The sequence below is a fragment of the Nesterenkonia sedimenti genome, from assembly GCF_012641515.1.
GTDB lineage: Bacteria > Actinomycetota > Actinomycetes > Actinomycetales > Micrococcaceae > Nesterenkonia > Nesterenkonia sedimenti.
This window is the reverse complement of record NZ_JABAHY010000015.1, coordinates 13,232-38,913: the sequence shown is the minus strand read 5'-3', so window position 1 is coordinate 38,913 and position 25,682 is coordinate 13,232. Positions and strand designations below refer to the sequence as shown.

The following is a 25,682-nucleotide window of genomic DNA, read 5'->3' as shown; positions in this document are numbered from 1 at the left end:
AGCCAGACGTTGCGCACCCGGGCCCAGTCAGTATTGGGGTTGAAGGTGTGTGGTGAGAACAGGGGAAAGGCGGCTCACCGCATATCGGGTTTGGGCAGAGCCGCGAGACCATGGTCGAGGTGTTCGAGGGCGTACCCCCAGGGGATCCGCTCCTGCTCCAGGCGCAGGCCGCCCAGCTGCTCCAGTGCGGCGAAACCGTCCCGCTCGACACCAGTGAGATGTTCCGGCAGCGTGCGCGGCGCATCCTTGCGGTCAGGACCGCCCAGATCCTGGTGCGCAGTCAGCGTGCTTCTGTCCATCATCACCGAATGCGTCTGTGGCAGTTGGGCACGCACCAGAGAGAGGATCTGGAATCCGTCCACGTCCAGATCGCCCCAATAGAGCACTGGGGCCTGGGCCAACCACGCAATGCCTCCCAGCTTCCGAGCTGCATAACCGGCGCTATGGATGGCCACCGTTCCAGGGATCTCCGGCAGAGCTAGAAGTGTCTGCAGGTTCTCAACTACGACGACGCCAACAGGCACCAGGTCCAGTCGGCTCAGCTCCGCTGCCGGGGCGGCCAGGTCACACAAACCGCCCGGCGCCAGCTCCGGGCCCAGGAACCGGAGCCGGATCAGCCCGGGCGGCTGAAGCAGACCCAGCGATGCCGTAGCGGCGGCAGCGGCGTACAGCGGTTCCACCAATGATGAGTGCTTCTCCAACCATTTGGAGTCCACCCCCCGGATGGGCATCTGGCGCGGGTAGATACCAGGCTGAGGGTTCCTCAGCAGCCACTCCAGAGCCTCCCGTACGCGGACGTAGTTCGGCTGGCCCAGATCGGCGATCTTCTTGATCCGGCGGCGCAGCACATCCGAGATCTGCTCCACCGGTGCCAAACCGGTGCCTGCCTGGTGGGACTCCAGCAGCACGCGCAGCTCCGCTGTCCGCGACTCAGCCGCCTGCCAATGACCTTTCCGGGTGATGAAGACCGCGACGTCGTAGGGGTCAGCCAGCACCAGCCGCGACGGCATCCGCTGGGTACCAGCGTTGGCCCACTGCTTCGACTCCCAAACCAAACGACCACCCTCACCGAGGCTTCGTTCTGCTGCGCGCCAGCTGGCAATCCAATCGGCCGCGCCTTTGGTATCTGCTAGCACTTTCTCCTGGGTGGGCGGGTGCAGCGGAATGTCCACCACCGGCTCCGCTGCACCCAGAACCGCCCATTCGGGCATCTTCCGCTCGTACAGCCGGGTCACGCGCTCCTGCGCCTCTGCAGGTGTGATCACGGCTCCACCTCAAAGAGGGTGTCGTCCACTGTCCTCTCCGCCGTGCCGACTCCGTTGCTCCCCAACTTCCCGGCATCTGAAGAGCTAGCGTGCTCGTCCTCTGCTCTGCCGGCAGCCAGCCGCTGATCGTCGAAGGCCACCGGAGAGGAGTAGGAGTGATGGCCGTCCTGGCTGGTGACCAGGGCTATGCCGCCGACGTAGTTCTCCAGCACCTGCAGCATCTTCAGCGGGGTGGCCAGGATCATGTGGAATCCGAACTCGGCGAAAATGTCCAGGGCCATCCGGGTGAACCGCGCATCAGCCTTGTCGAAGGCCTCATCCATCACGATTGAGCCATAGCTGGGGAGGTCCTCGGTCTCGCGGGTCAGCTGATACCGCAGCGCCGCGGCCAAGCAGAAGACCACCAGTTTCTGCTTCTGGCCCCCGGAGCGGCCGCGTCCGGAGTCGTAGTAGTCCAACACCTCGCCGCGGCTGTCCTGCTCCAATCCTAGGAACTTCACATGCCGGCGAGTGTCCAGGCAGTGTAAGCGCCACGTGCGGTCAGCAGCCTCGGAGGAGCCCAGAGCCCGCATCACCTTCTTCAGCACCGCAAAGCGCCGCTCAGCCTCTTGAGCCGACTCCTCCATAGCCAGGGCACCGCTGGTGATCGTGTTCAGGTCCGCCAGGAACTCCCGGACCGTGGCCGGGCGGGCCTCCTGCACCTGGATCTGCAGGTAGCGGTCAGGGGCAAACTGACTGCGCAGCAGCGACTCGTTGATCGGGTCCACCCGGCGGCGGATCTCCCGCGGGGCGCTGCGGATCCGCTCAGCCAGCAGACCCACGTTCTGCTGAGACTGCTCCTTAAGCATCTGCAGAAACCTTGCCTCAAAGTCCGGCAGCCGGTCGGCGCGCAGGGTACCCAGCAGCTCCTGATAGCCGGATCGGGCCTCGACCCCCTCCCCGAGGTCACCGGCAGCAGCAGGCCAGTCGTTGCGGAAGTTCACCGTAATCTCGGTGATCCGCTGAGCGGCGGCGCTCTGTGCCTCTGCGGCTGCGCGGATCCGTGTGTTCAGAGCGTTGGCGACCCGCCGGGCATCGGTCTCGATGCTGTTGTGGGTCACGGTGCGCTGGGTGCGATGCTCGGCGAACTCCGCGCGCAGCGCCTCAGCCACAGTCTCGGGCACCTCTGCAATCTGCTCACCCTCCAGCTCGGCAATGGCTGCCTGCAGCCGCTGCCGCTCGCTGGTGGCTGTCGCCAGTTTCTGGGAGGTCTGCTGCCAGTGTTCCTGGGCCTTCTGCAGTGCTTGTTCGGCCTCGGCAAGCTGCGTCTGAGCCTTACGGAGGTCCCCGTCTCCGGCCAGGAGCGTCGCCCGGTCAGACTCTGCGGCGGCCAGTGCCTTCTTCCGGGCGGTGACATCCACTGCGGACCATTCGACCCGCAGCACCTCTTCCAGTGCGGTGAGCCGTCGGCGGTGGGTCTGCTCGGCGCGGATCAGGGTGCCGAGCTCCTCATCCAGCTGGGCGATCTTGGCCTCAGCGGTCCGGCGCAGCTGGAGGTAGTGCTCCACCTTGGCATCGTTGTTGAACCCGAGGACCCAGGTCCGCCGGTCGTCCACCCGGGAGGTGTCATCCTTCTCGAAGGAGCGGGGCCCGCGTTTCACCTGACCGGCCCGGGTCACACCGCGGTCAGTCTCCGCCAGCTGCTGCGGGTTCTCCACGCACCGGTAGTCGAAGCGCCGGGCGAGCTCATACCGCAACCAGCTCTGAACCGAGGACGGCGCCTCCCCCACCTCGACCCGGTACACCAGGGATTCTGCCGACTCGGGTTTCACCGGAGCCGACGACTCCACGGGAATCGTCTCGAACCGCAGCCGGGCGCCCAGGTGGTGTGCCTCTACAGCGGCACTGACTGCGAACTCATGGGCGGCCGGCACCAGCATGACAGTGGCCAGCGGCCGCAGGACACGCTCAATGGCGCCGGTCCATTCGGCATGCTCATCACGGACTTTCAGCAGTTCGGCGGCGAAGGGCAGCGTCTTCTCCGGCAAACCTGCCGCCTGGGCAATCAGGGTGCGGGCCGCCATGAGACGTTCGCCCACATTGGACCGTGAGCGCTTCATCGCCGCCAGTTCGCGGTCGATCTCGGCCAGTGTCTTCTGCGCCTCGGCTTTGCGGCCCATCACCTCCTGCGCGGCCTCCCGCTGTGAGGACTCGGCCTCACCGGTGACGGCCAGCTCCCGCCCAGCAGTGCGTTTCAACTCAGCCAGCTCGGCGGCGGATGCGGGCACCGGCAACTCCGCGGCGGACAGCCGTTCCTTCAGCAGCGCCAACTGCGACTGGGCGGCCTCAACGGCCTCGCCGCGGGTACGGATAGTCTCTTCCAAGGACTCCAGCCGGGCTCCGCCGCGCTGCTCCACCGCAGCCTGAGCCTGCCGCTGACGCGCATCGGCTATCTTCTGGTCCGCAGCAGCCTGGTCCACCTGCGTCTGGGCCTCATCCACCGCCAGCACGGCTTTGGCTTCGGCATCCTGCAGCAGCTGCCGCTTCCACCCACGGGTGAAGTCCTCCAGCGCATCTGCCAAGGCCACGGTCTGCCGTTCCGCCGTCACGGCGTCGTCGTAGGTGGTGCTGACCTGCTCCAGGGGCTCCAGGTGTTCGATCTGCCGACGGGCGCGCACCACTGCCTCGTGCGCCTCAGACAGCTCACCGAACTGCTCCACCGCCCGGTCGGCCAGGGCGAATGTCTCCGGTTCGTCGAGCATGAAGTCACGGAACAAGTCGTCCAGGGAGCCGAGGTTCTTCGCCGCCTGGGTGCGGTGCAGCAGCAGGGTGGCGCGTTCCCCGACGATGCCCAGGTCGCGGGTGAAGCGGGCGGTGAAGCGTTTGTGCTGCTTGTGCACGAACGCAGCTGGGTAGTGCTTCTTCAGCTCGCGCTCCTTCAGCCCATCGCGGGCATAGGGCTGCAGATCCATCAGGCTGACCGGGGCCTCGGCGATCATGTGTAGCTCGGAAACATCAGCCGGCACCGAAGCTCCGCGCTTGGCGTGGAAGAGCTTCACCAGATGGGTCAGTTTTCCCGCCCCGTTGCCATAGCCCAGCAGGATTCCGGACCAGGTGCCGCCCTTCTCCTTCCCTGCAGTGTCCAGCGGGGGTCTGAGGTACTGGGTGGTGATCTCCCCGGAGTCAGCGTCCGCCCCCCGGCTATAGGCTCCGCGCACATATGTCAGCACTGTGCGGTCCGCCCCTCCGCTGCTGCCGTCGGCGGCTGCGGCGTTGAAGGAGGCCCGCATCCGCGGGGTCAGCACGGCGGTGATCGCGTCAACCACCGAGGACTTCCCCGACCCGGAATGCCCGGTGAGCAGGAATCCCTTGCGCGGCACCTCGATCACGTGGTGACCGTGGAAAGTGCCCCAGTTGACCAGCTCGATCCGCTCCAGCCTCCACTGGCCGGCCAGCAGCTGCCCGTCACTCATCCTGGCTCACCTCCTGAAACTCTTCATCATGCTCATCGTCGGCCGCCGCGGCGGCGACGTTGTCTTCATTCTGACCCGGGCCCCTGAGATCCTGTCCGTCCGGCGCCTGACCGCGCATGACGGCATACTCCGTCCGCACCGCTTCGATTTCCTCGGGACCGAAGATCAGCCGCAGTACTGGGGAGATCTCGAAACGCCCATCAGCAGCAGAAGTCGCGGTGCGCAGCAGGATCCCGTACTTGTCCATCTTGGTCCAGGATGCGTCGATGCGATTGGCAAAGCCGACGTCGTCGGTGGAGTACTGGGCGCGATAGGCCTTAAGGTATTCATAGACCTCCTCCTTGCCCACGATCACCCGCCCGCCCCCGGAGCTGGAGACCAGTTCGCGGCGCAGGTGCAGCAGCATGGCGGTGTCCATCAGGGTCAGCGGAGCAGTGCGCACCACCTGCGGAGCGTCCCCAGAGTAGGTCTCTGCGTTGCGCACAAACGCCACGCCGCGTTCGTCGTCGATCACCAGGTCCAGGAAGATGTCAGCCAGCCGGGAGCGGATCTCGGCGACATCGCCCAGCAGGGCCCGCCAGTTCTGCGGCTGCTTCTCGGCGGAGACATAGGGGCCCTTGATCAGCGCCGCCAGGGCGCGGCGGGAGGGTTCACGTAGGGTTCCGGCGTCACGGTCCCACAGCTTGGCGGCCGTGCTTTCCGGGTTCTCGGTTTCGGGTACGACGCCGCCCTCTAGGGTCTCATTGGCAGCTTCAGTCATACAACGGTCCTCTCGAATAGGTAGAGGGGGATGGTGCCGGTGCGAAGGGCTGGTTGCCCGGCGTCGTCGTTTTCTGTCAGGTTCACCGGCTCCCAGGTGACGGTCTCGGTGCGCCCGGCCTCGGTGCGAGTGGCCTGCTCCTCGGCCAGGACCAGCAGCCCGACCACGGAGGCAGCACCTTGGGTAGCCGGGTAGTGCCGCAGGACTTCGCCGATGGTGGAGGCGCCATGCTCTACCAGGACAGCGTTGACCTTGGCGACCAGCTCTTCCCGGTCGATTTCGGCTTCACGGACCTGCTGCTGCAGTGCGGCGAGGTCAGCCTCGGGCGCCTCGACGGTCTGAACGTCCTCTGCGGAGGCAGAGTCGGAGGGGTTGTGCAGCCTCATGCCGGACAGGTTCGTCACCGGCACGGAGGTAAGGTTCAGCTGGACTCTCATCTTCCGGAAGGGTGGTGTCCCGGCAGCGAAGACCCCGTTTGCCTCCGTGAGCGCCTGGCGGATGAGGTCGTTGACCCTGCGGTCCTCGGCCAGCTCCTCGGACTGGACGAACCGGCGCAAACTGCGCGAGAACGAGGTCATCACCTGGTAAATCTCTGCGGAGGAGTCCTGCATGGCCGGCAGCAGCCGACGCAGGCTGTAGCGCTGCCCAGGGGTCAGGCGCCGTGCGAAGGGCCGGGCCAGCAGCTGGTCGATGTCGTCCTCCAGTGCGGCGGTGCGTTCGGGGTCCAGCACCAGGGAGTAGAAGGCGCTGAAGGATTTTCCGGCCTCGGACTGGGCGAGCACGTCGACCCCCGCGAAGATGTCGTCCAGTACAGTGCCGCGGGATTCGGGGTCTTCGATCAGCTGGGCGCGCAGCCTCCGGTTTATCTCCTCCAGCTGGGTGCGCAGCCGGGCGAAGTCCTCCGGCAGCTCTGCAGCCAGCGCCAGCGCATCGATGGCGCGCTCGACGGCACTCTCCTCGGGGAGCGTGTCATCCTCGCCGGCCTGAAGGCGTGCAATCTGTGTATCGATCTTTTCCCGCTCCGCGCGCAGGGCCTCAATCCTGCGGGTGGTGTCGGGATCAGTGTCTACGGTAAGTCGGTGAACCCGCTCCACGATGGTGCTCAACCGTGACTCCGTGACCGTCGTGCGGGGCGATGTCAGCTCCTGAATGAACCGGATGGCGGATAACGCCCCTTCGGTGAGAGCGTAGAGCTCCTCCCGTGAGGCTCCTGCGCGGCGAATCAGGAACCCCGCACTCAGCCAGGCCCGCACATATTGAACGGCAGTCTGCGGCAGGTCAAACTGCCCGGTGTCCCGCAGCTCAGTCAGGTCCGCCTCTACCGCCTCAAATAATTCCGAGGCGGGCAGTTCTCTACGCTCCCCCGCCAGGTGCTCGCCGAGGATCGCCACAGCCACCGGCGCATTCTGCTGGCGCAGCAGGGCGAGAGCGGGGTTGTCGCTGATGAGTTTGCGCGCTCCCAGCGCTCCCCGGACTACTGCCATCCGCCCAGCCTAGTCCGTCTCAGAGACACCATGGGCCCCGATCCGGTCGCCCATTGTCCCTTTACCAGCGGCCGTTGCGGGGGCGGGGCTGGCAGCGCGGGCAGAAATAGCTTGAGCGGTTCATGAATTTCTCCCGGCGGATGGGCTGCTGGCAGCGGCGGCAGGCTTCACCGGATCGGCCGTAGACCTCCAGGGAGCGTTCGAAGTAGCCGGAGGCTCCGTTGACGTTGACGTAGAGGGAGTCGAAGCTGGTTCCCCCGGCTGCCAGCGCAGCCTCCATGACCTCCCGCAGCCCCTGAAGGAGCCGGCCGGCTTGGCTTCGGGTGATGGTCTCACTGCGCCGGGCGTAGTGCATTCCAGCCAGCCACAGCGCTTCATCAGCATAGATATTGCCCACTCCAGAGATCACGGTCTGATCCAGTAGCGCGCGCTTGAGCCCAGTACGACGACGCCTGAGGGTCTGGAAGAACCATTCGGAGGTGACAACCGGTTCCAGGGGGTCAGGGGCAATATGAATGGCCACCTCGGGGATCAGCCGGCCGGCTTCCGGAAGTTCTGTCTCCTGATGGCCGGTGGCTGCAGCATCGGGCATCAGTGGTGAGAGCTGCATGCCGCCGAAGATTCGCTGGTCGATGAAACGCAGCTGATTCGGCAGCGGCTCAGGTGGCTGTTCGGGGGTGGTTCTGTCCTCGAGGTTCAGGGTGACTTTGAGGTGTTTCTCCGCCGGGGCGTCATCGTTCTCCATCAGAACCTGCCCGCTCATGCCGAGGTGGATGACCAGGGCCAGCTCAGCGGGATCGGAGTCCTGCGGTTGGTCCTGCAGAGGGATCCAGAGGAATTTCCCGCGGCGTTCTGATTGGCCCAGGACCTTATCGGTCAGTTGTTGGGCAAAGACTTCGGGGCCTTCGGTGAACCGGCGGAGGCTGCGGTCATCATGGACCACTACTGATTGGATGCGCCTGCCGGCGGCCCATTGGTCCACGCCGCGGCGGACCACCTCCACCTCGGGCAGTTCAGGCACGGCTTAGACCCCGCGGACCATGCGCATTTCGATAATCCCGCGCAGGGCATCTGCCCCTTCATCCTCACCGAGGTCCTTCTCGAGACCATCGGCTTCGAAGCCGTGTTTGCGGTAGAAGGCCTGCGCCCGGGGGTTGTCCTTGAAGACCCAGAGGGCTGCGGATTTATCGTTGAGCAGTTCGGTGAGCATCTCTGAGGCCGCCCCGCTGCCGTGGTGATCCTCCAGGAGGTAGAGCAGGTATAGCTCGTGGTCGACCTCGAGGTCCTCCTCACGGGGTGGACCAATTTGGGCGATGCCGACGATTTCCCCAGCCACCTCGGTCACCCGGGTCCGGGCCCGGTGGGCCTGATCGGCCAGCATTTCCCGCCAGGAGTCGGTACGGCGCTGCAGGGCCTGGTCATTCCAGAACTGCTCGGGCAGGATCCCGGTATAGGCCTGCTGCCAGGATTTCACGTGGACTTCTGCGATGGCCGGAGCTTCATCAAGCTTTGGATGCCGGACTGTGTATCCCCCACTCATAAGAGTTACTTTATCCGGCCGGTGCCTGCCGGCCACCGTAAGCCCGGCCCCACTATGGACAATGCCCTGCAATCCGTTTGTGGGTAATGCCATCACCAGCGGCCCGGGTTGCTAGTCATGTCCGGGGAACCTGAAAGAGTATCCTGAAGACCAGTTCCGAACCATTTCCAAGGAGAGCAATGGCAGGTCAGCTTGCAACACTCGAGATCTGCGCCGGTGCAGGTGGACAGTCCTATGGACTGGAATCCGCTGGGTTTGACCATGCCCTAGCGGTTGAAATCGACAAAGACGCCGCAGCGACTCTCCAGGAAAAAGGGGGTGAGCTGTGACTTTCGGTCCCTGTTAGCCTTTACGCGCCGATTCTTCTGACTGACCCTGACCAGCCCCAGTGACCATTCGGCTTCAGCATCACTACCAGTTGCCACTAATGCGATTTTGTCGAAAACTTCCGGCGGAAGCATCCAACCGCCATCCGACTGACTCCACTTTGCATCCACTTCGTGCCCGGCGATCGTAAAGTCTGTCGCCTCACCACTTTCGAACTCGAACTCACGCTGTGCGTTGATCTCGAACATCGAGCCAAAGTGGGTCTTCTCGGTCTTCATAAGATCTTCCCACTTATACCGCCCGTATATCTCACCCTTATAGGCTTCGTCATAGGTCTGTCGAAGGACTTTNCCGCCCGTATATCTCACCCTTATAGGCTTCGTCATAGGTCTGTCGAAGGACTTTGGCCCACCTGAGTCCCTGTGGGTCCAACCTGCGCAATTCAGCCTCAACCTCGGCCAGCGCAAGATCCTCATCATATTCCGGCGGCACCATCTCCGGCCTCCCCCACAACCGTCTGTTTTCAACCCATAGTCTGGATAGCAATGAACTTACCGCAGCCAACCCCGGATTCCTGGGCATCTACCCCCCCCCCCCAGAGGCGGCGAAATATGCAGGCGATCCGTTCCCAGGATACGAAACCAGAACTCCGGATTCGACGGGCACTACATAAACGCGGCTGGAGGTACCGCGTGGCTTACCGTCCCCTGGCCAATGACCGGCGAAGAACAGTGGATATCGCCTTTCCCGGCGAAAGATAACAATCCAGATAGACGGGTGTTTCTGGCACGGCTGCCCTATTCACTATGTTCCGCCGAAGACCAACCCTGAGTATTGGCAGCAGAAAATCGAGATCAACGTCCGGCGTGACAGGGACACTGATCAGCTTCTAGAAACAGCCGGCTGGACCGTGCTCCGGTTTTGGGAGCACGAGGACGTGGAGACTGTGGTCGACCTCATCGAACTCACCCTCAGACAGGGGCAAGCGGCCGAATGACCCGTTCTAACGCGTGAGGTCCCAGAACGCCAAACCCCCGCTGCTACAGGCCGCTTGTGGGCGACCAGCAGCTAGCGGGGGTCTGGACTAAACCGCTGGGGTCTGGCTTAGCTGTCCTGCTGCAGGACGAAGGCGACGTCGAGCTCGATCTTCACCTTGTCGGAGACCAGCACACCGCCGGCCTCGAGGGCTGCGTTCCAGGTCAGGCCGAACTCCTTGCGGGAGATAGTGGTCTCAGCGGAGAAGCCGGCGCGGGTGGCGCCGAAGGGGTCAACGGCCTGGCCGCCGAACTCCACCTCGAAGGTCACGGTCTTGGAGACCCCGCGGATGGTCAGTTCGCCGGTGAGGTCGAAGGTCTCGCCGGTGGGCTGCACGCCGGTGGCTACGAAGGTCAGCTCGGGGTGGTTCTCGGCGTCCAGGAAGTCCTCGCCCTTGACGTGGGCGTCGCGGTCGCCGTTCTTGGAGTTGAAGGAATCGGCGCGGACGACGGCGTTGACATCGAAGGCGCCGGAGTCGGTGACCTTCAAGGTGCCGGTGGACTCTTCGAAGATGGCCCGCACCTTGGAGATGCCTGCGTGCCGGACGCTGAGGCCAATCTCGGAGTGGGCTGCATCCAGGGTCCAGGTGCCGGGGGTCAGAGTGATTGCCATGGGGGTTCTCCTTCTTACAACAAGAGTGGTTGGTTCCTACAGCAACCCAGCCTAGCCCAGATTTATTTCAAATTTGCAGAATTTTACTCAATGTTCACCTTCTGGTCGGATTCAGCCCTTGGCCGAAGGTTTGCCGCGATATACCAATGGTGGGACAGTAGACTCTGCCCAAGACTGCCTAGACCCAGACCCCTATGAGGAGGTGCCTGTGGGACTGCTGGACAATTTAGAACGCGGTATCGAGAAAGCTGTCCGCGGCGCCTTCTCCGGACGCGGAGGGAGCGTAGGCCCCGTGGAGATCGCCACTGCGGTACGCCGTCATATGGACCGGGAATCCTCCACCGCCGCCAATGGCGCGGCGCTGGTGCCGAATCTGTACAAAATCCGACTCAGCGAACTGGACTTCGGCGAGGCCAAGAAATACGGCACGGCCCTGGCCGAGGAGCTCTGTGAAGAGATCATCCGCCACGCCGAGTCCCAGGGCTACACCCTGCTCGGCCCGGTCAAGACCACATTCGTGAAGAATACTGAGCTCAAACGCGGTCAGATGAGCATCGAGACTCAGACCGACCGCGGCACCGACCCCAAGGCCCCTGCGGCGGCACCATCCCGGCCCCGCCGTCAGGCCCCGGCCGCCCCGGCCCGCTCGGCCACCGCCTCCCTGGAATACCAGGGCAATACCTACCCCCTGGATGGATCCACCACTGTTGTCGGCCGGTCCTCCACCGCGGATATCACCATCTCCGATACCGGTATCTCGCGTCAGCATCTGGAGCTGTCGATGCGCTCCTCCGGCTGGATCGCCCGGGATCTCGGCTCCACCAACGGCTCCTATGTGGACGGCCAGGAACTGCGCAGTGCGGAGACCGCATTGCACGACGGCGCCGTGATCACCATGGGAAACGCCCGGATGCGATTTAGGCTGGGCTGACGTGAGTGAACTCGCGATCACTGTTCTGCAGTTCGGCCTGCTCCTGCTGCTCTGGATCCTGATCCTGTCCATCATCGCCGCCCAGGGCCGCGACATGATGGTCTCCAAACGGTCGAGGACCCGAGCCTCAGCCCAGCAGGCCGCACCCCAGCCGGCACCGGCCGAGGCTGGCGGCACCCCAGCCACTGTCCACCATTCCGGGCAGACCCAGCGCCCCCGGCCACGCCGCCTGGTGGTCTCCGAAGGACCCCTGGTGGGCACCGAGGTGGAGCTGGGCTCGGCCCCGATCATGCTCGGCCGCGCCCAGGAATGCACTGTAGTGCTCGAGGACGACTACGCCTCCGGTAAGCACGCCCGGCTCTTCCCCCAGGGCTCGCGGTGGTTCCTGGAGGACCTCGGCTCCACCAATGGCACCTTCCTGGGCGAGGAACAGCTCACCCGGGCCTCCACTGTGGAGCCCGGAGACCGGATCCGCATCGGTAAAACCGTCTTGGAACTGAGGACCTGAAACCCCTATGAGTCTGGTCTTCCGCTTCGCCGCTCGGTCAGATGCCGGAGTCGTCCGCTCCAAGAACGACGACTCTGGTTACGCTGGCCGATACTTCGCTGTGGTCGCCGACGGGATGGGCGGCCACGCCGGTGGAGATGTGGCCTCCGCATCCACAGTCCTGGATCTGGCGCATCTGGACACCCGCGGCTTCGCCGAACCGGATACTGTGCTGCCCGATGAGATCCAGACTGCCAACGCCTTCCTGAATAAACTGGTCAAGACCAACCCCAAACTGGCTGGGATGGGCACCACGATCACCGCCTGCCTGATCACCGGGGAGAAGCTGCAGTTCGCTCATATCGGCGACTCCCGGGCCTACCGGCTGAAGAAGGGTCGGTTCCGCCAGGTCAGCCATGACCACACCTTCGTCCAGCGTCTGGTCGACGAGGGCCGCCTGGACCCCGAGGCAGCCGAATACCACCCTCATAAGAACGTGCTGATGCGCGTACTCGGCGATGTCGACGCCTCCCCCGAACTCGATATCACCTCCTTCCCCCTGGAGGCCGGAGAACGCTGGCTGCTGTGCTCCGATGGGCTCAACGCCGTGGTCTCCGACCGGCTGATCGAACAGAAGCTGCGCAGCACCAAGGATCTGCAGACCGTAGTGGACGAGCTGGTCGACCTCACCCTGGAGGGCGGGGCACCCGATAACGTGACCGTGGTCGCCATGGATGTGGTCAAGGCCGAGGAGTCCCATCTCGAGGGCTCCGATGAGGTGCCGCTGAGTGAAGAGGCGGTGGCCGCAGCCAGTAACGCCACCTTCGGCACTGATGACGACGGCAACCACCAGACCATGGAGCTGGAGGTTGTCCCGGTGGTCAACCGGGCTGCCCTGGAGGGGCAGTCCCGGGAGGAGTCCGAACTCTCCCCGCTGTCTGCCGCCATGGTCGAGCGCAAACTCGGCGTCCGCCCGCATACCTTGGTCGGTGCCGCCGTGGCCGCTGCCGAAACCGGCACCATTCCGGTGGTTCCGCGCAATGTGGATGAACACCCCATGGCTGCCCTGCTGACCGGTCAGCCGCTGAAACCGGTGCGGCACACCTACTCCGAGATGCTCGGTGAGCCCCGGGCTGAAGCCGAACGTGCCCAGCAGGAGGCCGCCTCCGGGGAAACCCCGGATATCCCTGAGGAATCCGCTGAACTGGAACAAGACCTCGGCGAGCTCGACGATTTGGATGAACTCGAGGAGGAGGCTGAACTGGCCTCCGAGGAGGAGGCCCCCAAGCGGCGTCGTCGAGGATGGTTCCTGCCCACCTTTGTTGCCCTCCTGGTGGTGCTGATCGCCGTGGTGACCTTCCTGGGCTATATCTGGACCCAGACCCAGTACTACGTAGGGGCCGACGACGGCGAAGTTGCCATCTACTCCGGTGTCTCCCAGTCCCTGGGACCCATCACCCTCTCCGAGGTGGCTGAACATACTGGCCTCGAGCTCAGTGACCTCCCCAGCCTTGAGCGCGACCGGGTGGAATCCGGGATCTACGCCGAGGATCGGGCCCATGCCGAGCAGATCGTGGAGAACCTCGAGCGGATCGCCGGGGGTGAGAACTGATGGCAGCAGCCTCTCCAGCCCAGCAGAAGACTGAACACCCCAAACCGCGCAGGAATGTGGAACTGATCCTGCTGCTGATCGCCCTGACCATCGGTATCGGTGCCCAGGTGCTGGTGGGAATCACCCTGGAAGACACCATCGATCAGCAGTACTGGATCGAAGGCGCCATCCAGGCCGGCCTCGCCCTGGCCTTCCATATCGCCCTGCGGGTTCGGGCCAAATACGCCGATCCCTTCATCCTGCCCATTGTGGTGACCCTCAACGGTCTGGGCATTGCGATGATCCACCGGCTGGACTTCACCGACCGCTATGCAGGCGCCGAGGTCGCCGACCGGCAGCTGCTGTGGACAGCGATCTCCATGGGTGCGGCCATCCTGCTGCTGACCCTGCTGAAGGATCACCGGAAACTGCGTCAGCTGACCTATATCTCCCTGGTGCTCAGTGTGATCCTGCTCTTCCTGCCGATTGTGCCCGGACTCGGCCAGGACATCCAGGGCGCCCAGGTCTGGATCAATATCGGCGGAATGAGCTTCCAGCCCGGTGAGCTGGCCAAGATCACCCTGGCCATCTTCTTCGCCGGGTTCCTGGCCAATAACCGGGACCTCATCCTGCTCGCCGGGAAGAAGATCGGCCGGATGACCTTCCCGCGGATCCAGGATCTGGCCCCGCTGTTCTTCGCCTGGCTGCTGGCCCTGGGCGTGCTGATCGTGCAGAACGATCTCGGTAACGCCCTGATGTTCTTCGGGCTCTTCGTCGCGGTGATCTACGTGGCCACCTCCCGGATCTCCTGGGTGGTCATCGGTTTCCTCTTCGTGGCCGCCGGAGCCCTGCTGGCCTACCAGTTCGTCTGGCACGCCCGGAACCGGTTCGATATCTGGCTCAACGCCTTCGACGACGAGATCTACGAGCAGGCATTCGGCTCCCACCAGCTGGTCCAGGGCCTGTTCGGCCTCGCCCACGGTGGGCTGACCGGAACCGGTCTGGGCTCCGGCTCCCCGGATATTGTGGCCCTGGCCAACTCAGATATGATCATCGTCGCCTTCGGCGAGGAGCTGGGCTTCATCGGCCTGGCCGCAATGCTGGTGCTCTATCTCATTCTGTTCTCCCGGTATATGCGCGCAGGCCTGGGCACCCGCGACCACTTCGGCAAACTGCTGGCAGTGGCCTTCGCGGTGGTCCTGGTGCTGCAGGTCTTCGTCGTCGTCGGCGGTATCACCCGGGTCATCCCGATGTCCGGACTGGTCAGTCCCTTCCTGGCCGCCGGTGGTTCCGCCCTGCTGGCCAACTGGCTCATTGTTGCTCTGGTACTGCTGATCAGCCATGCCGCAAGGCGCCCGATCGTCGTCGGACCCATGCTCAACACCACCGGTGAGGGTGCCAGCGGCACCGAGGACCCCCTGCGGATCAAGGAAGGCGGTGGCGCCAAGTGAATAGCGCCATCCGGCACACCTGGGTCGTCTCCGTGGGACTGTTCCTGTCGCTTTTCGCCGCCCTGAGCATCATCCAGGTCGCACTGACCGACCAGCTCGGTGATGACCACCGCAACTCCCGGCAGCTGATCGCTGATCTCGGTGCACCACGCGGGCCGATCACTGTGGACGGCAATGCGATCGCCGAATCCGTGCCCGCCGAGAACAGTCAGTACGACTACCAGCGGGTCTACCACGATCCGCATCTCTACAGCGGCATCACCGGTTTCTTCTCCGTGGTCCAGGAGCCCACCGGAATGGAATCTGCGATGAACGACTACCTCACCGGTCAGTCCGATTCGCAGTTCTTCGACCGGATCTCGGCACTGTTCACCGGTGAGACCCTGATGGGCGCCCAGGTGGAACTGACTATCGACGGCGAACTCCAGCAACTGGCCCATGACCTCATCCCCGATGATCAGCGCGGTACCATTGTGGTCCAGGATGTGAACACCGGTGAGGTCAAGGCGATGGTCTCCAAGCCGACCTTCGACGCCAATGATCTGGCCGTGCACTCCGGTGAGCAGTTCGAGGCGAATCTCAGCGAGCTCACCGAGGAGCGCGGGGTCAGCCCCTACTACATCCCCGCTTTGAACCGGCCGATCTTCCCGGGCTCGACCTTCAAGCTCATCACCACCCTGGCAATGCTGGAATCCGGCGACTACGATCCCGATACCGAACTGGAGAACCCCCAGGAGCTCGAACTGCCGCAGACCGATAGGACCCTGCCGAACTTCTTCGACGGCGGCTGCTCTCAGCGCTCTGAGGCTGAGTTCTCCTGGATCTTCGCCCAGTCCTGCAACACCCCCTTCGGTGAGGCTGCCCTGGAGCTGGGCCAGGACCCCCTGGTGGATGCCGCTGAGCGATTCGGCTGGAACGAGGGTCTGCGGATCCCGCTCTACGTCAATCCCTCCCACTTCCCCGATGAAGAGATCTCACTGCCGAGCCTCACCTACTCTGCGATCGGTCAGGAAGATGTCACCGCCACCCCGATGCAGATGAATATGGTCGCCGCCGCCATCGCCAATGGTGGCCAGATGATGCAGCCGCAGCTGGTGGACTCCGTACGCGGTTCGGACCTGCAGATTCTCGACAGCCCCGATCCGGAGGTCCTCCACGATGTGATGGACTCCTCCACCGCAGAGACACTGACCGAACTCATGGTCAACACTGTCGAGGAGGGCACCGGGCACCGCGCAGACTCCGAGAACTTCCAGGTCGCAGCCAAGACCGGTACTGCTGAACGCGGCACCGGAGACGGGACTGTGAACTCCTGGATCACTGGCTTCGCCCCCGCCGATGACCCCCAGTATGCGGTCACCGTGGTGTACGAAGGCATCGACATGAGCACTGGCAATGAACTCACCGGGTCCCAGATGCTCACTATGCTGGAAGCGGTGATGGAGGAATGAGACCCGCAGTCGGGATCACCATGGGTGACCGCTATAAGCTCACCGAGCGTATCGCCATCGGCGGTATGGGCGAGGTGTGGAAGGCCGATGACGAAGTCCTCGGCCGCACGGTCGCGATCAAAATCCTCAAAGAGGAGTACACCGGCGATGAGGCCTTCCTGCGGCGTTTCCGCGCCGAGGCCCGCCATACCGCCCTGCTGAACCACCCCGGTATTGCCGATATCTACGACTACGGGGAACAGGCTGGATCCGGATATCTGGTCATGGAGTTGGTGCCCGGGCGTCCGCTCAGCGTGCTGCTGGAGAAGGACAAGACCCTGCCCTGGGAGAAGACGCTCTCCATCCTCGCCCAGACCGGCCGCGCCCTGCAGGTCGCCCATGATCAGGGCCTGGTGCACCGGGATGTGAAGCCCGGCAACCTGTTGATCACCCCCACCCGGCGGGTGAAGATCACCGACTTCGGCATCGCCCGGCTGGCTGATCAGGTTCCGCTGACGGCAACCGGTCAGGTCATGGGCACCGTCCAGTACCTCTCCCCCGAGCAGGCCACCGGTCAGCATGCCACCGGCTCCTCCGATATCTACGCCCTGGGTGTAATCGGCTATGAGTGCCTGGTGGGGCACCGGCCCTTCACCGGGGAATCGCAGATCGCGATTGCGCTCAAACAGGTCAATGAGCCCCCACCGCCGCTGCCGGACTCCATCCCGGATCCGGTGCGCGCACTGATTATGACCATGCTGGCCAAGGACACCGAGAACCGGCCGGCCAATGCCACCAAACTCGCCGATGCCGCAGAGGCCCTGCTGCGCGGAGACACTGAGGCGGCCCTGGCTGCGGTTCCGCCCATGCGTCAGCATCTGGGGCTGGAGGCCGATGAGGACGATGTCTCCACCGCGATCCTGCCGGCCGCCGGTTCCACGGCAGTCGGCACCAAAGCGCCCTCTGCCACCACACCGGAGCAGCCTGAGGACGCCCCGGTGGAGACCGAGCAGACTGCGGTGACCCCGAAGACTGATCCCAAACCGGAGTCCACCGTGGGGTCCCGCTGGCGCTGGCCGGCGATCACCCTGATCATCCTGGTGCTGCTGGCGCTCTTCGGAGCCTGGGTGCTGCCCATGCTGGCCGCCGATGATGAGGAGCCTGAGGATGAGGGTGTGGCCAGTGCCGCCCCCACTCAGTATGTGACCGAATACGCCACTGAGACCGCCGAACCGGAACTGATCACGGTCGACGAGGAGGAACTGGTGGGCATGCCAGTTGACGAGGCCCGGGAACTCCTCGAGGATGAGGGCCTGCAGGTGCAGACCGAGCAGGTGCCCAGCAATGAACCCGAAGGCATCGTCACCGGTGTCACCCCGGCCGGGGAATTCCCCCCGGGAGCGACAGTGATCCTGTTCTTCTCCGCGGGTCCGCCACCGCCGCCGGCCACCACCGAGGCACCAGCCCCGCAGCCGACCACGGAGGAGCCGACCCCGACTCCAACCGACGACGCCGACGCCCACGGAAACACCGACGGAGACACCGACGGAGACGACGCCGACGCCCACGGAAACGCCGACGGAGACACCGACGGAGACGACGCCGACGCCCACGGAAACACCGACGGAGACACCGACGGAGACGACTCCAACACCCCGCCGACGCCCACCGAGACTGAAACCACCGCGCCCTCAGACAACGGAGACGATGATCAGAATGACTGAGGACCGTGTACTCAACGGCCGCTACCGCATCGAAGCGCTGATCGGGCGCGGTGGCATGGCTGATGTGTACCGCGCCCAGGACCTGTCCCTGCAGCGCACTGTGGCGGTGAAGATGCTGCGTCCGGACCTCGCCCGTGATCCGATGTTCCAGACTCGGTTCAAGCGGGAGGCCCAGTCTTCGGCGTCTCTGAACCACCCCAATATCGTCGGGGTCTACGACACCGGTTCGGCCGAGGTGGATGAGAACGGCCAGACTCAGGTGAAGACTCCGTTCATCGTCATGGAGTATGTGGACGGGGTGACCCTGCGGCATATTCTGCACGGCACACCCAGCCAGGAGTCGGCCCCGCCGGAGCCCGGTGAGGATGCCACTGCCCAGGCCGATCCGGTCTCCGGTGAGCACACCCGGCCCATGGACTCCGATATCCTCGGGGTCGCCGATGAGGACGCAACCCAGGCTGTTCCACATGTCAACGAACCGCTGCAGGAGAAGATCGATACTGCCCTGGGCCGGCCCCTGACCGAACAGGATGCCGCCGGCTATATGTCGGGCGTCCTGGCTGCGCTGAGCTATTCCCATGACCGGGGGATCGTCCACCGGGACATCAAGCCCTCGAATGTGATGATCTCCAATGCTGGGGATGTCAAAGTCATGGACTTTGGCATCGCCCGTGCTCTGGCCGATTCCGCCCAGACGATGACCCAGACCTCCGCTGTGGTGGGCACCGCCCAGTACCTCTCCCCGGAGCAGGCCCGCGGAGAACTGGTCGATCACCGCAGTGACCTCTACTCCGCCGGCTGTGTGCTCTTCGAGCTGCTGACCAACCGGCCGCCCTTCACCGGTGATTCCCCGGTCTCGGTGGCCTACCAGCATGTCCGGGAGGAACCACCCCGGGTCTCGGACTTCAACCGCGAGGTCTCCCCTGCCATGGAGTCCGTGGTGGCCAAGGCGCTGACCAAGGACCCCGCCCTGCGTTTCCAGACCGCAGAGGAGTTCGACACTGCCCTGTACCACGCGCTGCAGGGCATCCCGGTCGAGGATGCCGCGGCCACTGCTGCTATGGCAGCCGTCGGCGGCGGCGGTGCTGGTTTCGACGATCTGGTCCACGGGGCCGCACCCGGCCAGCTCTCGGCCCGGACCCCCGAGGACGCCGAGTACGAGGAGTACCGCGAGGAGCGTCCGGCCCGACGCAACCGCACCGGCCTCTATGTGCTGGTGGTGATTCTGGCCCTGGTCCTGGTGGGTCTGCTGATCTTCCTCTTCAGCCAGATCTTCGGCGGCGACGACGGCGACGACGGCGATGACACCGCTGTCGAAGCCGAGGAGATGGTCACCATCTCCGATGTCTCCGGGATGCCGCAGGCCGAGGCTGAGGCTGCCCTGCGCGAAGTCGGATTGGAGCCCAATGTTGAGGCTCAGGAGGATGACGAGGTCGAACCCGGCCACGCCATCGGCACCGATCCGGCCGCCGGCGAGGAGATCGAGTCCGGCTCCGAGGTGACCCTGTTCATCTCCGAGGGCCCCGATGAGACCCTGGTCCCGGAGAACCTGGTGGGCATGTCCCTGGATGAGGCCACCGCCGCCATCGAGGATGCCGGCCTCAGCGTGGGAACTGTCTCCGAGGAGGACCACGAATCCGCACCCGCCGATGAGGTCACCGCCTCCAGCCCGGAACCGGGCGCGGAGCTGCAACCCGGCGATGAGGTCAGCCTCACCGTCTCCACCGGTGAGGTGGAACTGCCCGGGGCCATAGACAACTATGTGGGCCAGTGGCGGAATATGGGCGAGGAGTACCTCGTCTCCGAGGGCTTCGAGCTGGCACCTGAGCCGCTTTGGGTCGAGACCGAGAACATCGAAAGCAGCGGTGAGCTCATCGGCTACGAGGTCAATGGTGAATCCGTCTCCGGTGGGGACCGGATCCCCAATGATGCCGTGATCCAGATCGTCGCCGGCTACCTCCCTGAGGAAGAGGAGGAAGACGAAGACTACGAGGACTCCGATGAGGAGGACGAGGACAACGGCGACTCCGATGAGGAGGAGGACGAAGAGGACGAGGACTCCGGTAACGGCAACAACGGCAATGGGAATGGAAACGGGAACGGTAACAACGGCAATGGGAATGGAAACGGGAACGGTAACAACGGAAACGGCAACGGCAATAACGACGACGCGGAGGATGAGGAGTGAGCATTAGACTCCCCCGCCCGGCCTCAGTTGCCGTGGGCAAGACCGCCCGGCTGGTCACCAAGCTCAGAGGCGGCTCCGGTTCGGCCTTTCCCGGTCTGGTCGTAGAACGACTGGACCCCCAGTTTCTGGCCCGCACCCTCGCCCAGCTGCCCCGCGGCGTCGTCGTGGTCTCCGGGACCAATGGGAAGACGACCACCACCAAGATGGTCGTGGAGCTGCTGCGCGGCCAGGGGCTGAAGGTCTTCACCAACCGTTCGGGGTCGAATTTCACCCGCGGTGTGGTGGCCTCGATCCTCGGTGAGGTGGGCATCTCGGGGAAACTCGATGCCGATATCGCCGTACTGGAGCTCGATGAGGCCCATGCGGTGCACTTCGTCAAAGCGGTCAATCCGCGGTACTCGCTGCTGCTGAATGTGATGCGGGATCAGCTGGACCGTTTCGGGGAGATCGACACCACCGCCGGGATGCTGCGCACTATCGCTGAGCACACCACCGAGGGCGTGGTGCTCAACCGGGAGGACGCCCGGGTTGCCGCCATCGCCGATTCTCTGAGGTCCCAGGAGGTCCGTTACTTCGGGTTGGATCCGAGCCTGCGCAAACATTTCCCCAGCGACGACGACCTCCATGCGACAACTGCCGCCGTTGAGGATCATGAGCCGCAGGCGGAGCCCGCCGCCGGGACTAGCGCTGATTCCCTGACCGCTGATGTGCTGCTGACGGGACTGGGCACCCAGGAGGGGACCTTCCAGCTGGGCACTGAGCGGGTGACCAGCGAATTGACCGTCAACGGCGCCTACAACACCTATAACGCGGCCGCCGCACTGGCTCTGGTGCGCCTGATCCTAGGCGCTGAGACCAACCGCACGGCCCTGCTGGAGTCCCTGCGCACGGTGGCCCCTGCCTTCGGCCGTGGGGAGTCGCTGACTGTCGGCGGCGCCCCGGTGGATCTGGTCCTGGTGAAGAACCCCGCCGGTTTCCGGCTGGGGCTCTCCAGCTTCTCCGCCGATGGGGTTGCGACCATGATCGCCATCAACGACAACTACGCCGATGGCCGGGATATGAGCTGGCTCTGGGATGTCAGCTTTGAGTCCCTGGCCGAACAGGGCGTGGCCCTGGTCTCCGGGGTCCGTGCCTATGACATGGCCCTGCGTCTGACCTATGACGGAGTGGAGATCGCAGCGGTGGAACCGGATCTGGCCCAGGCGCTGGATACCTTCCTGCGCGAGAACCCCGATACCCCACGCCGGATCTTCTGCACCTATACGGCCATGCTCGCTCTGCGCAAACACCTGGGCAGCTACACCGAAGTGGAGGCCTTCAACTGATGACAGTCCAAGGCACCGCAGACCGCAAAGAGATCCGGGTCCTTCAGCTCTACCCCCGGGATATGAATATCTACGGGGACTACGGCAACGCCCTGGTGCTCAAACGCCGCCTGGAATGGTACGGCTACCACCCGGTGATGCTGACTTATGATCCCGGTGATGAGTTCCCCACCGATCCCGATATCCTCATCGGCGGCGGTGGCCAGGACTCCGGTCAGGACAAGATCCAGGCCGATCTGCTGGGCATCGCTGAGAAGCTGCGCGGTCTCGCTGAGCAGGAGGTGCCGATGTTGATGATCTGCGGGCTCTACCAGCTCTTCGGGCATTTCTTCGAGACCCGGGAGGGTTTCCGGATCCAGGGCATCGGAGTTCTGGATGTGGAGACCTATGGCACCGATAACCGCCTGATCGGCAATGTGGTCTCCGAATCTGAGCAGTTCGGCCAGATCATCGGCTATGAGAACCACTCCGGTCAGACCTACCTCGGCTCTGGGGTGGAGCCTCTGGCCGCCAGGGTCACCACCGGTGAGGGCAATAACCAGAACGACGATGGCGAGGGCGCCCGGTATAAGAACGTCCTGGGCTCCTATCTGCATGGTTCGCTGCTGCCGAAGAACCCCGCCATCGCCGATTTCCTCATCGACACTGCGGTGCACCAGAAATTCGGTGAGCGCATCACCGCCCTGCAGGCTCCCGAAACAGCCGGTATGACCCTGAAAAACCTCACTGACCAGGCAAGAGTGACTGCTGCCACACGCCCGAGGTAGATGACTGTAGGCTGGCGCAATGGCTTATCTGCGCTATCCGCATATCCAGGGACAGACCATTGCCTTCACCGCCGCAGACGATGTCTGGCTGGCCCCCGCCGAGGGAGGACGGGCCTGGCGGCTGACCTCCGACCGGGCGCCTGTGAAGCACCCGCGGATCTCCCCGGATCAGCAGACAGTAGCCTTCATCTCCACCCGGGACGGGCATCCGGAGGTCTATGCGGCCACGATCGGCACCGGGGCCATCACTCGGCTGACCTACTGGGGCGGGCAGTACACCGCCCTGCTGGGCTGGGCACCGGATGGCCGGCTGCTGGCGGCCACCAATGCCGGGGAGTTCACCCGGCGCAATCATGTGGTCCGTGCGCTGGCCCTGGATGGTCAGTGGGAGCGCCTGGACTACGGTTCGGCCTCCGGGCTGGCCATCAGTGAGCGCGGAACAGTCGCCCTGACCACCCCCTATTCGCGCCCGCCGGCGCATTGGAAGCGGTATCGGGGCGGCACTGCCCCTAAACTCTGGCTGCATCCCGGGGGTAAGCGCAGCGGTAAGAGCCAGTGGAGCCAGCCGCTTGCCGAGGAGACCGCGGGGATGGTTGATCCGCTGTGGATCGGTGACTCCCTGGTCTTCACCTCTGACCGGGCCGCAACCTTCCCGAAGAATACCACCGAACAGGCCAATCTCTGGGTTCTGGAGAACGCCACTAAGGGAAAGAAGAAGAACCTCACCCCCACCCAGCTGACCTTCCAGGATGAGCAGACCGGCTATGTCCGCGATGCCACCAGCGACGGCGAGCGCATCATATGGCACTCCCGCGGAGAGCTCTACCTCTTGGACTCCCTGAAGGCCAGCCCCCGGCGCCTGGAGCTGACCCTGCCCGGCTCCGCGGCCGCCGAACAGCACCCCTCCCCCACAGATGCACTGCGGGCCCTGGTGCCCGATCATGGGGCCGATGCCAGTCTGGTCTCCTGGCGCGGAGCCACCTATTGGCTGGCCCACCGGGAGGGACCGGCCCGGGCCCTGGAGGCCCGCTCCGGGGTCCGCACCCGCGATCCGCTCCCCCTGGGCAAAACCGGTAAGGCTGTACTGGTCACCGATGCCGCCGGTGAGGACAGCCTCGAGATCCACACTCTGGACGGCTCAGCGGATCCACAGCGGATTCTCACCGGTGAGCTAGGTCGGGTGCTCAGCCTCGCCGCGGACCCCGTGGGCGAACGCCTGGCCGCGATCACCCATGAGGGCCGGATCCTGCTGATCAGCCTCAATGAGAAGAAAACCGGGCTGCAGCCAGAGGTCACCGAGGTTTCCCGGTCCAGCCACGGGGAATCCGCCCACCCCTCCTTCTCCCCCGATGGCCGGTATCTGCTGTTCTCCCGGCCCACCAGTGGGGAGTCCCAGCTGCATCAGCTGGTGCTGATCGACACCCGGGCCAAACAGCCCACGGCCGTGCCGGTGACCAGTGGTCAGTTCAATGACCGCAGCCCCGCCTTCACCTTCGACGGCAAATACGTAGTCTTCCTCTCCGACCGCACCTTCGATCCGCAGTACGACGCCCATGAGTTCGCGCTCTCCTTCGCCGGGGCCACCCGGCCCTGGCTGCTGCCGATCTCCGCGGCTGATCCCGCCCCCTTCGGACCCAGCCCCCAGGGCTGGCAGATCAGCTCACCCCCTGCTGGGCCCGGCTCCAAGACCGATGCCAAGGACACTGATCAGACCCCACCGGCCAGCCCGGATCTCGATGCCGATGCCGAACAGCGCCTAGTGCCCTTCCCGGTGCCCTCGGCTGAATACGCCGAACTGCGCACTGCCGCCAATGGGGTGCTGTGGATCGCCAAGAGCACCGAGACCGGTGAGCTGGGCACGCGCCGGGCCGGTGTACCCGGAGAGCAGAGCCCCGATCAGCTCATCCGCTGGGATTTCACCACCCGCAAGGCCGAACCCATTGTGGAGAAACTCAACAGCTATGCCGTCTCCGGGGATGGCCAGCGCCTGGTGATCCTGGAAGGGGAGAATGTCACTGTCGTCCCCGCTGACCGCAAGGTGGAAAACGACGACGACGCCCGGATCACTGTGGATCTCTCCCGGCTGCGCCGGTCCCTGGACTGGCAGGCTGAGGCCCTGCAGATGTTCGATGAGACCTGCCGGCTGATGACCCAGCAGTTCTGGCGCGAGGATATGGACGGTGTGGACTGGGCCGGGGTCATCGAGCGGTGGCGCCCAGTGGTGGAGAAGACCCGCACTCAGGATGATCTCGTGGATCTGCTCTGGGAAACCGTCGGTGAGCTCAACACCTCACATGCCTATGTGATCCCCGATGATAAGAAGGCCCCCGGTGCTAGGCGCCGGCTGGGCTTCCTGGGTGCCGAGTTCACCCCGGATGAGCAGGGTGTACGAATTGAGCGCATCCTCCCCGGGGAGTCCACTGAGCCCCAGGCCCGTTCCCCGCTGCATGCCCCCGGGGTCAATGCCGCAGCCGGTGATGTCATCACTGCCGTCGACGGCATCCCGGCGGATCCCAAAACCGGTCCCGGCGCCCAGCTGGTGGGTGCCGCCGAGAAGCCAGTGGAGCTGACCCTGCTGCGCGGTGAGGGTAAGGAGCAGAGCAGCCGCCGCGTCGTCGTCGTACCTCTGAGCTCTGAAGCTGAGCTGCGCTATCAGGACTGGGTGCGCTCCCGCCGGGAGTATGTGGCCGAGAAGTCCGGGGGCCGGCTGGGTTATCTGCATGTGCCGGATATGGTCTCCACCGGTTGGGCGCAGCTGCACCGTGACCTGCGGCTGGCCAGCCGTGCCGAGGGGATCATCGCCGATGTGCGGTTCAACTCCGGTGGCCACACCTCCCAGCTGGTGATCTCCCGGCTGGCTCAGCGGGTGGTGGCCTGGGCCCGGGCCCGGCATGAGGAGACCTATGACAGCTATCCCAGCCAGGCCTCCCGCGGGCCGGTGGTGCTGGTGGCCAATGAGCACTCAGGCTCGGATGGGGATATCGTCAACGGGATCGCCCAGGCCCTGGAGATTGGGCCCGTGGTGGGCGTGCGGACCTGGGGCGGTGTGGTCGGCATCGATGGTCGTTTTGACCTGGTCGACGGCACCGTGGTCACCCAGCCGAAGTACTCCTATTGGATGGAGGGCAAAGGCTGGGGCGTGGAGAACCACGGCATCGACCCCGATATTGAGGTCATCCATGATCCCGGGCAGCTTTTCGCCGCCGATGATCCCCAGCTGGACCGGGCGATCGAGGAGGCCTTCTCCCATCTTGCTGAGACACCTGCGGCGACCCCGCCGCAGCTGCCCGAGCCGAAGATGCGCTAGGCCCTG

At 64.6% G+C, this 25,682-nt stretch carries 22 protein-coding genes; 13 read left to right on the top strand and 9 right to left on the bottom strand.

Annotated elements, in window-relative coordinates:
• Nucleotides 1-74 precede the first annotated feature (74 nt).
• The 6 genes from HGQ17_RS15755 to HGQ17_RS12570 all read right to left on the bottom strand — a co-directional run bounded on the left by HGQ17_RS15755 (nucleotide 75) and on the right by HGQ17_RS12570 (nucleotide 8,501).
• Nucleotides 75-1,265 (bottom strand): Wadjet anti-phage system protein JetD domain-containing protein, encoded by a 1,191-nt coding sequence (locus tag HGQ17_RS15755; protein WP_168888302.1) that lies wholly within the window; start codon nucleotides 1,263-1,265, stop codon nucleotides 75-77.
• A complete protein-coding gene (locus tag HGQ17_RS12590) occupies nucleotides 1,262-4,717 on the bottom strand; it encodes an ATP-binding protein (protein WP_168888301.1) in 3,456 nt (1,151 codons plus the stop codon). Before HGQ17_RS12590 ends, HGQ17_RS15755 begins: the two co-directional genes overlap by 4 nt.
• Nucleotides 4,710-5,477, bottom strand: a complete 768-nt coding sequence (locus HGQ17_RS12585; RefSeq protein ID WP_168888300.1) for a DUF4194 domain-containing protein — start codon at nucleotides 5,475-5,477, stop codon at nucleotides 4,710-4,712. Before HGQ17_RS12585 ends, HGQ17_RS12590 begins: the two co-directional genes overlap by 8 nt.
• On the bottom strand, nucleotides 5,474-6,961 hold the full coding sequence (locus tag HGQ17_RS12580; protein WP_168888299.1) for a DUF3375 domain-containing protein: 1,488 nt from the start codon (nucleotides 6,959-6,961) through the stop codon (nucleotides 5,474-5,476). Before HGQ17_RS12580 ends, HGQ17_RS12585 begins: the two co-directional genes overlap by 4 nt.
• A gap of 61 nt (nucleotides 6,962-7,022) precedes the next feature.
• Nucleotides 7,023-7,982, bottom strand: coding sequence for a bifunctional DNA-formamidopyrimidine glycosylase/DNA-(apurinic or apyrimidinic site) lyase (gene mutM / locus HGQ17_RS12575; protein ID WP_168888298.1), 960 nt, complete (start codon nucleotides 7,980-7,982; stop codon nucleotides 7,023-7,025).
• A gap of 3 nt (nucleotides 7,983-7,985) precedes the next feature.
• The gene (locus HGQ17_RS12570) at nucleotides 7,986-8,501 is read right to left on the bottom strand and encodes a GNAT family N-acetyltransferase (protein ID WP_168888297.1); all 516 of its coding nucleotides are present in this window, start codon (nucleotides 8,499-8,501) and stop codon (nucleotides 7,986-7,988) included.
• A gap of 179 nt (nucleotides 8,502-8,680) precedes the next feature.
• On the opposite strand from HGQ17_RS12570, the gene HGQ17_RS12565 reads away from it, so the two are divergent.
• The gene (locus HGQ17_RS12565) at nucleotides 8,681-8,830 is read left to right on the top strand and encodes a DNA cytosine methyltransferase (RefSeq protein WP_229503554.1); all 150 of its coding nucleotides are present in this window, start codon (nucleotides 8,681-8,683) and stop codon (nucleotides 8,828-8,830) included.
• Here the strand turns inward: HGQ17_RS12565 and HGQ17_RS12560 are convergent.
• Nucleotides 8,768-9,214, bottom strand: a complete 447-nt coding sequence (locus HGQ17_RS12560; RefSeq protein WP_168888296.1) for a NaeI family type II restriction endonuclease — start codon at nucleotides 9,212-9,214, stop codon at nucleotides 8,768-8,770. The two genes, HGQ17_RS12565 and HGQ17_RS12560, sit on opposite strands and share 63 nt — an antisense overlap.
• A complete protein-coding gene (locus tag HGQ17_RS15935) occupies nucleotides 9,156-9,323 on the bottom strand; it encodes a NaeI family type II restriction endonuclease (protein WP_168888295.1) in 168 nt (55 codons plus the stop codon). Before HGQ17_RS15935 ends, HGQ17_RS12560 begins: the two co-directional genes overlap by 59 nt.
• Before the next feature lie 50 nt (nucleotides 9,324-9,373).
• Here HGQ17_RS15935 and HGQ17_RS15410 point away from each other — a divergent pair, with 50 nt between their 5' ends.
• A complete protein-coding gene (locus HGQ17_RS15410; RefSeq protein ID WP_324615284.1) occupies nucleotides 9,374-9,589 on the top strand; it encodes a hypothetical protein in 216 nt (71 codons plus the stop codon).
• Between the two features lie 149 nt (nucleotides 9,590-9,738).
• Nucleotides 9,739-9,825 (top strand): hypothetical protein, encoded by an 87-nt coding sequence (locus HGQ17_RS15405; RefSeq protein WP_324615285.1) that lies wholly within the window; start codon nucleotides 9,739-9,741, stop codon nucleotides 9,823-9,825.
• A gap of 107 nt (nucleotides 9,826-9,932) precedes the next feature.
• On the opposite strand, the gene HGQ17_RS12545 is transcribed toward HGQ17_RS15405, so the two are convergent.
• On the bottom strand, nucleotides 9,933-10,475 hold the full coding sequence (locus HGQ17_RS12545; RefSeq protein WP_168888294.1) for a YceI family protein: 543 nt from the start codon (nucleotides 10,473-10,475) through the stop codon (nucleotides 9,933-9,935).
• Between the two features lie 208 nt (nucleotides 10,476-10,683).
• On the opposite strand from HGQ17_RS12545, the gene HGQ17_RS12540 reads away from it, so the two are divergent.
• From HGQ17_RS12540 to HGQ17_RS12495, 10 genes are read left to right on the top strand one after another with little or no spacing between them, the layout of a single operon-like run.
• Complete coding sequence (locus tag HGQ17_RS12540; RefSeq protein WP_168888293.1) at nucleotides 10,684-11,406, top strand: FhaA domain-containing protein; 723 nt, start codon at nucleotides 10,684-10,686, stop codon at nucleotides 11,404-11,406.
• Nucleotide 11,407: 1 nt separating this feature from the next.
• The gene (locus HGQ17_RS12535) at nucleotides 11,408-11,914 is read left to right on the top strand and encodes an FHA domain-containing protein FhaB/FipA (RefSeq protein WP_168888292.1); all 507 of its coding nucleotides are present in this window, start codon (nucleotides 11,408-11,410) and stop codon (nucleotides 11,912-11,914) included.
• Between the two features lie 7 nt (nucleotides 11,915-11,921).
• Nucleotides 11,922-13,505, top strand: a complete 1,584-nt coding sequence (locus HGQ17_RS12530) for a PP2C family protein-serine/threonine phosphatase (protein ID WP_168888291.1) — start codon at nucleotides 11,922-11,924, stop codon at nucleotides 13,503-13,505.
• Nucleotides 13,505-14,935 carry an FtsW/RodA/SpoVE family cell cycle protein gene (locus HGQ17_RS12525; RefSeq protein ID WP_168888290.1) on the top strand — a complete coding sequence of 477 codons (1,431 nt, stop codon included), beginning with the start codon at nucleotides 13,505-13,507 and terminating at the stop codon, nucleotides 14,933-14,935. Before HGQ17_RS12530 ends, HGQ17_RS12525 begins: the two co-directional genes overlap by 1 nt.
• Complete coding sequence (locus HGQ17_RS12520) at nucleotides 14,932-16,386, top strand: peptidoglycan D,D-transpeptidase FtsI family protein (protein WP_168888289.1); 1,455 nt, start codon at nucleotides 14,932-14,934, stop codon at nucleotides 16,384-16,386. Before HGQ17_RS12525 ends, HGQ17_RS12520 begins: the two co-directional genes overlap by 4 nt.
• Nucleotides 16,383-18,089, top strand: coding sequence for a protein kinase domain-containing protein (locus HGQ17_RS12515; protein WP_168888288.1), 1,707 nt, complete (start codon nucleotides 16,383-16,385; stop codon nucleotides 18,087-18,089). The genes HGQ17_RS12520 and HGQ17_RS12515 overlap by 4 nt, the downstream gene beginning before the upstream one ends.
• Nucleotides 18,082-20,277 (top strand): protein kinase domain-containing protein, encoded by a 2,196-nt coding sequence (locus HGQ17_RS12510; protein WP_168888287.1) that lies wholly within the window; start codon nucleotides 18,082-18,084, stop codon nucleotides 20,275-20,277. Before HGQ17_RS12515 ends, HGQ17_RS12510 begins: the two co-directional genes overlap by 8 nt.
• Nucleotides 20,274-21,602 (top strand): MurT ligase domain-containing protein, encoded by a 1,329-nt coding sequence (locus tag HGQ17_RS12505; protein WP_324615283.1) that lies wholly within the window; start codon nucleotides 20,274-20,276, stop codon nucleotides 21,600-21,602. Before HGQ17_RS12510 ends, HGQ17_RS12505 begins: the two co-directional genes overlap by 4 nt.
• Nucleotides 21,602-22,369 carry a type 1 glutamine amidotransferase gene (locus HGQ17_RS12500; RefSeq protein WP_168888286.1) on the top strand — a complete coding sequence of 256 codons (768 nt, stop codon included), beginning with the start codon at nucleotides 21,602-21,604 and terminating at the stop codon, nucleotides 22,367-22,369. Before HGQ17_RS12505 ends, HGQ17_RS12500 begins: the two co-directional genes overlap by 1 nt.
• Before the next feature lie 19 nt (nucleotides 22,370-22,388).
• Complete coding sequence (locus HGQ17_RS12495; RefSeq protein WP_168888285.1) at nucleotides 22,389-25,676, top strand: S41 family peptidase; 3,288 nt, start codon at nucleotides 22,389-22,391, stop codon at nucleotides 25,674-25,676.
• Nucleotides 25,677-25,682 lie beyond the last annotated feature (6 nt).

Coding starts and splice junctions, on each gene's coding strand:
- HGQ17_RS12590 (WP_168888301.1), bottom strand. CDS start 4,717: ATGAGTGACGGGCAGCTGCTGGCCGGCCAGTGGAGGCTGGAGCGGATC.
- HGQ17_RS12585 (WP_168888300.1), bottom strand. CDS start 5,477: ATGACTGAAGCTGCCAATGAGACCCTAGAGGGCGGCGTCGTACCCGAA.
- HGQ17_RS12580 (WP_168888299.1), bottom strand. CDS start 6,961: ATGGCAGTAGTCCGGGGAGCGCTGGGAGCGCGCAAACTCATCAGCGAC.
- HGQ17_RS12570 (WP_168888297.1), bottom strand. CDS start 8,501: ATGAGTGGGGGATACACAGTCCGGCATCCAAAGCTTGATGAAGCTCCG.
- HGQ17_RS12565 (WP_229503554.1), top strand. CDS start 8,681: ATGGCAGGTCAGCTTGCAACACTCGAGATCTGCGCCGGTGCAGGTGGA.
- HGQ17_RS15410 (WP_324615284.1), top strand. CDS start 9,374: ATGAACTTACCGCAGCCAACCCCGGATTCCTGGGCATCTACCCCCCCC.
- HGQ17_RS12545 (WP_168888294.1), bottom strand. CDS start 10,475: ATGGCAATCACTCTGACCCCCGGCACCTGGACCCTGGATGCAGCCCAC.
- HGQ17_RS12530 (WP_168888291.1), top strand. CDS start 11,922: ATGAGTCTGGTCTTCCGCTTCGCCGCTCGGTCAGATGCCGGAGTCGTC.
- HGQ17_RS12525 (WP_168888290.1), top strand. CDS start 13,505: ATGGCAGCAGCCTCTCCAGCCCAGCAGAAGACTGAACACCCCAAACCG.
- HGQ17_RS12515 (WP_168888288.1), top strand. CDS start 16,383: ATGAGACCCGCAGTCGGGATCACCATGGGTGACCGCTATAAGCTCACC.
- HGQ17_RS12510 (WP_168888287.1), top strand. CDS start 18,082: ATGACTGAGGACCGTGTACTCAACGGCCGCTACCGCATCGAAGCGCTG.
- HGQ17_RS12500 (WP_168888286.1), top strand. CDS start 21,602: ATGACAGTCCAAGGCACCGCAGACCGCAAAGAGATCCGGGTCCTTCAG.
- HGQ17_RS12495 (WP_168888285.1), top strand. CDS start 22,389: ATGGCTTATCTGCGCTATCCGCATATCCAGGGACAGACCATTGCCTTC.